Raw genomic sequence first — 5,394 nt, 5'->3', positions numbered from 1 at the left:
CGGCGCGGGAGCCGCGGCGGGCGGTGCCCCAGCCGGCGGGGATGCCGGTGCGGGAGCCGCAGCCGGCGCGGGGCCGGCGACGTGTGCCGGATCGATCCCGGTCGGCAGATGCGCCAGCATGCCGGGCTCGACACCAGGCGGCGGCACGTGTGGCACCGGTGCGGTCTCAGGGGCCGGGGCCGGCACCCCTAGGGCGGGCGAACCGGGATTGGTCGGCTCCGCCACGAACTGGTTCACCGACGCCGCGACGTTCTTGGACTCGGCCGGCGCAGCCGGATTGTGGACAAACGCTTGCGCCGCGGCCATCAACAGCTGGGTCGCCTGTCCTGGGTTGCTGGCGGCCTGTTGGATTATCGGACTCAACTGGGTCAACGCCGGCAGGCCCGGTAGCTGCTGGTTGGGGTTGGGCTGCGGCGCCGCCGGGTCGGCCGCCGCGGCCGGGCAAAGCCCGAACGCGGCAGCCGAGGTGACGACGGCGGCGGCCAAACCCTTGGACAGGCTCCACGTGCTCGCCACAGTAGTTTCTCCAGTCCTTGGTGATGGTCAGCCGGTTGACAGTTGGGTCAGGGCAGGGCAGCCAGCAGCGTCTGGGGCGGACCAGCCGGTGCCCCAGGCGCGGGTGCCGCGGGCGCCGGGGCAGGGACAGCGGCCGGTAGTCCCGGAATGGCGCCCGAAGCCAACCCCGGCAGGGCCGCCTGGGCGAGACCCGGAATCGCCGACGCCAACCCGGGAAGCGCCGCTGCCGGAGCCGCGGGAGCCGCCGGGGTCAGCGGGGCGGTGACGCCCGGGATCGGTGTGGTCACCCCGGGAATGGCCGGCGTTGCCGCCGGTGCGGGAGCCGTCGGAGCCGCCACCGGTGCGGTGATGCCGGGGATCGGTGTGGTCACCCCGGGAATGGCCGGCGTTCCGGCCGACGTCGCCGGCACCGCCGGTGCGGCGGGAGTCAGTCCCGGAATCATGGATGCGATGCCGGGGGCGGCAAGCGCGGGCTCCGGGGCTCTGGGGACCGGTGGGGTGGCTCCCAGTGCCGTCGCGAGGTTTTGCAGAATTTGCGGCGCGTTGGCGGCCGACGCGATCAGCTGCTGCGGGATGTTGGAAACCGGATCCGGCACCGGCGCCGGGTCGGCGTGGGCGATACCGCCCGTGAGTAAGGCGGCGGACGAACCGACCAAGACGGCGGCGGCGCGTACGTAGGTCCACATGGTTGGCATGACTCTCCCTGGTTAGCGGTGACAGATCCCGCAGCCGAAGCTATCGCGGTACTGGTGTGACTCAAGTGACACGTGTGGCATTTATGTGATCGTTACCGATACGAGTGGCGGCGGTGATCCGGCGCCCCCGGAACGTGTCCCACTAATGTCGTGCGGGTAGACAGCACTTCAGCCGTCCCGACGGCGAGAACCAGCCGGTGGCAGACGCGGGCAGCGCCGCTGCTGCTGACCCTGAGCGTCGCCGCGCGATTTGCCTGGACCTACCTGGCGCCCAACGGCGCGAACTTTGTCGACCTGCACGTCTATGTGGGCGGGGCGGCGGCTCTGGATCACCCGGGCACCCTCTACAGCTACGTATACGCCGACCAGACGCCGGACTTCCCGCTGCCGTTCACCTATCCACCGTTTGCTGCTGTCGTCTTCTATCCGCTGCACCTGCTGCCATTCGGTCTGGTTGCGTTGCTGTGGCAGATCGCGACGATGGCCGCGCTATACGGCTCCGTCCGGATCAGCCAGCACCTCCTGGGCGTGCCGGCCGGTCACGGTCATCGGGCGGCGATGCTGTGGACGGCGATCGCCATCTGGCTCGAGCCGCTACGGAGCACCTTCGACTACGGGCAGATCAATGTCTTGCTGATGCTGGCGGCACTCTGGGCGGTGTACACCACCCGGGGGTGGCTGTCGGGCCTGCTGGTCGGGGTGGCGGCCGGCATCAAGCTGACGCCGGCGATCACCGCCGTCTATCTCATTGGGGTAAGGCGCTGGCTTGCTGCGGCCTGTTCGGCGGTGGTGTTCTTGGCTACCATCGGCGTGTCGATGCTGATCGCCGGCGATCAGGCTCGCTACTACTTCACGAATCTGTTGGGCGATGCTCGCCGAATAGGGCCGGTTGCCACGTCGTTCAACCAATCCTGGCGGGGCGCGATTTCCCGGATTCTCGGTCACGACGCCGGTTTCGGTCCGCTGGTGCTGGCGGCCGTCGCGGTCACGGCGGTGCTGGTCGTCCTGGCCTGGCGGGCGCTCGACCCATTCGATCGGCTGGGCAAGTTACTGGTGGTCGAATTGTTCGGCCTGCTGTTTTCGCCGATCTCGTGGACCCACCACTGGGTATGGCTGGTGCCGCTGATGATCTGGCTGCTGCATGGGCCATTGCGGCAACGCCCGGGCGCCCCGGTCATGGGCTGGGGCTGGTTGGCGCTGACCATCATTGGCGTGCCGTGGTTGCTCAGCTTCGCCCAACCGACAATCTGGGTGATCAGCCGGCCCTGGTATCTGGCCTGGGCCGGGCTGGTCTATCCGGTGGCGACGCTGGCAACCCTGGCCTGGGTGGCCGCGACCCGTAGTCGGTGACGCTAGTTCGTTTCGTCGCGCTCCCGGCGTTGGAAAAGGCGTCCGCGGGTGCGGAACCAGGCGATGTTGCCGTCCGAGTCGCGGACGAAATTGGATCGGGTACCCACCGGCTTGTTGTCGGGTCCGAGGTCAAGCCCATAGTCGGGCCGGTAGAAGGCAAGACCCAGGCGGCTGCTCTCCGCGCCGGGGTCGTCGGAGCTCATGGTGGCGTCGAGTTGGCCGTTTCCAACCCGCATGTCGATGACCGCCTGCCCGAGGCGGCCGGATTCATTGATCAGCCCGGCGACGTAGCGCCCCTGGTACGGCGCCAACTCGCCGGCGCTGAGATGCTGCGGTGTGGCGGGCAGGTTGCTGACCCCGGCAAAGCGGCGCAACGCCCAATCATCGGCGAACAGGTCGACGGTCAGCGCGGATCCGCCTTCGGAATTGGTGAGCAACGTCATGGCGAATTTGCGCTCCGGCACCATGAAGAATCCCGAGCGTTGGCCGTTCCAGGTGCCGCCGTGCTGGACGATGACCGGGCCTTCCGCGGACGGCCGCAGCATCCAGGCGACACCCATTCCGGTGAGCTCGACTTGCAGGGTGCCGCCCGCGCCGGGGTCCGAGCGCATCGCCGCCAGCGATTGCGCGCCCAGCAGCCGCGTTCCGTCGGGTGCGGTGCCGTCGCCGAGGTGAAACCTGGCGTAGCGCAGTTGATCTCGCACACTGGAAATCAGCGCGCCGGAGGGGTTGCAGCTATGCGGAAAAGGCCAAAAGCCGGTATCGACAACCGCTTTGCCGTCGACCACGTCGTGCGCGGCCGCCACATTCAGACCGACGATCTGGTTTGAGAAGTAGTGGGTGTGGCCAAGTTGCAGCGGGTAGAGCAACAGACGTTGCACCGCCGACTCGTACGTCGACCCGGTGACCACTTCGATGATCCGGTCCGCCACCACCAAACCGGCGTTGTTGTAAGCGAATACGGTTCTCGGTGCGGTCAGCTGCGGTAGTCGCGTCATCGCGGCGACGTACCGGGCCACCGCGTCATTGCCGCGGCCGAAGTCCTGGATGTCATCACCCATCCAGCCCGAGGTGTGACTGAGCAACTGGCGCACCGTGACGGTGGCGCTGACCACTGGGTAGGCAACGGCGAACTCGGGAAGGTACCGGCGCCCCGGTGCGTCCAAGTCCACCTTGCCCTCGTCCACCAGCCGCATGATCGTGGTTCCGGTGAACGTCTTTGTGGTGGAACCGATCCGAAAGACCGTATCGCCGTCGACGGGTACCGGATGGTCGACGTTGGTGACTCCGTAGCCTTTTACGTATTCCTGCCCGCCGACCCATACGCCAACTGCGGCACCCGGGATCCCATAGGCCTTCATGCCCTTGGTGATCTTGGTGTCGAGCTCGTCAAACGCGCGGCAGGCACGGTTGGCCGAGCACGACGACAACGCCAGCGCAGCTGCGCCCGCGACGGCGCTGCCGAGAAAGGTGCGCAAACGGTCTTCCTTCCCGCCGATCAACTTGCGCCGACCCGCTCGGTACAGGAGCGCCGACGCCGGCACACCGTAGTGCTCGGCCTGACGCACGGCGTACTTGAGGGAGCTGGAGTAGACGCCCGAATAGCCCATGATGAGCGCGTTGCGGTCCAGCAGGCATTCGGCGGGCATGGCCGGGTGCACCACGTCCTCGGCGGCATCGGCGATGTCGAAGAATTCGATGCCGGTTTTCACGCCGATCTTGCGCAACACCCCGGTCAGCGCCACGACCGGCGCGTTGCCCGCGCGGGCACCGCTCTCAATCATTCCCGGCCCGGCAGTGGCGCATCCATCCGATAGCGACATTGTCGGCATCGCCGGCCAGAAATGGTTGTTGGCTTGGTACCCGAGCCCACCTTGAACCCCAGATCTGTATTGACGATGCCGCCCGGTGTCTATCTGAAACCACTACTCGTCGGAATTGTTGGAGTCGTCATCGAAAGTAGAAGAATCTTCATAAGAACCGGAGTATTCGTCGTCGGAGTCGGATGTAGCGTCATCGTAGCGGATCCCTGGTGTTGGGGGATATACGTTGCCTCCGCCCGCTCCCTGTTGCACCGCTTGCGCCCTGTGCCATTGCTGGATAACCGCCTCTCGATACATCGGCGACCAGTCGTCGATGCTCTGCACCCTCGGGTAACTCGACAAAAAGCCAGGACGCAAGACATATTCGCCGTCGTTCAGCACGATGTATTCGGCTAATTTGCTACCATCTACGTCTTCCCCAGGAGACAGCTCCGATGGAAACGGACTGGGCAGTTCGGGGTCGCTGTCCGATACTCTGCCGAAAGGATATCTCGGACGGTTCATATCTTCAGCAAAGCTCCCAAAATTGTCCTCGAAGGTGTTGGGTATATTCTCCATAATGGTATAACTATTGGTAAAATTATCCAGGCCTTCGTACCTATTGTTAACATTGTTTTGGTCGATACTGCTGATTGAATATTCATCCACAATTTGAGTAACCGGCATGTTATCGATGAATATGTAGTCTTGATTTGAATTCGGTTGATCGTTACTGTTAGAAGTGACCGTAGGATTGCTGCCCGAGTCCTGAAGATTGCTGGAAACAATCGAACTGTTATTGGTGTCCTGACTGCTGCCGTTTGTCGTTGAACCGTTGTTGGAATCGTTATGATCGCTATAACTAGAATGATCATTCGAACAGGTGTCAAGTTTGAATCCGTCGTGAGCGGTCAGAGTAATGGCGAGCCTGCCAACGCTGACGCTGGCGGCGCTCCCCGCGGTGATGTCGACGGCGACGGCGACGCCGCTAGTCAACGCCAAGGTCCCCAGCGCAACAACGGCGCCGCGTT

4 protein-coding genes and 2 pseudogenes are annotated in these 5,394 nt (G+C 64.8%); 1 reads left to right on the top strand and 5 read right to left on the bottom strand.

Annotated elements, in window-relative coordinates:
* Nucleotides 1-516: pseudogene (locus B4U45_RS07385) on the bottom strand (Rv1157c family protein); the annotation flags it as partial.
* A 47-nt stretch (nucleotides 517-563) separates the two neighbouring features.
* The gene (locus B4U45_RS07380) at nucleotides 564-1,211 is read right to left on the bottom strand and encodes a hypothetical protein (RefSeq protein WP_075547387.1); all 648 of its coding nucleotides are present in this window, start codon (nucleotides 1,209-1,211) and stop codon (nucleotides 564-566) included.
* Nucleotides 1,212-1,361: 150 nt separating this feature from the next.
* On the opposite strand from B4U45_RS07380, the gene B4U45_RS07375 reads away from it, so the two are divergent.
* Nucleotides 1,362-2,561: a mannosyltransferase gene (locus B4U45_RS07375; RefSeq protein ID WP_075547388.1), complete on the top strand. Its 1,200-nt coding sequence runs from the start codon at nucleotides 1,362-1,364 to the stop codon at nucleotides 2,559-2,561.
* Between the two features lie 2 nt (nucleotides 2,562-2,563).
* On the opposite strand, the gene B4U45_RS07370 is transcribed toward B4U45_RS07375, so the two are convergent.
* The 3 genes and pseudogenes from B4U45_RS07370 to B4U45_RS07360 form a co-directional block, all read right to left on the bottom strand.
* Nucleotides 2,564-3,991, bottom strand: coding sequence for a serine hydrolase domain-containing protein (locus B4U45_RS07370; RefSeq protein WP_259641790.1), 1,428 nt, complete (start codon nucleotides 3,989-3,991; stop codon nucleotides 2,564-2,566).
* 45 nt (nucleotides 3,992-4,036) lie between these two features.
* Nucleotides 4,037-4,333 (bottom strand): annotated as a pseudogene (locus B4U45_RS07365) (4-hydroxy-2-oxovalerate aldolase); the annotation flags it as partial.
* A 153-nt stretch (nucleotides 4,334-4,486) separates the two neighbouring features.
* On the bottom strand, nucleotides 4,487-5,394 hold a 908-nt coding region (locus tag B4U45_RS07360), incomplete at its 5' end, for a hypothetical protein (RefSeq protein WP_219859370.1).

The sequence above is a fragment of the Mycobacterium persicum genome (assembly GCF_002086915.1).
GTDB lineage: Bacteria > Actinomycetota > Actinomycetes > Mycobacteriales > Mycobacteriaceae > Mycobacterium > Mycobacterium persicum.
The sequence above is the reverse complement of the archived record's forward strand: the minus strand, read 5'-3'. Positions and strand labels throughout refer to the sequence as shown.

What these genes read in the sequence shown, in the direction of transcription:
- B4U45_RS07380 (WP_075547387.1), bottom strand. Translation starts at nt 1,211, where the DNA reads ATGCCAACCATGTGGACCTACGTACGCGCCGCCGCCGTCTTGGTCGGT.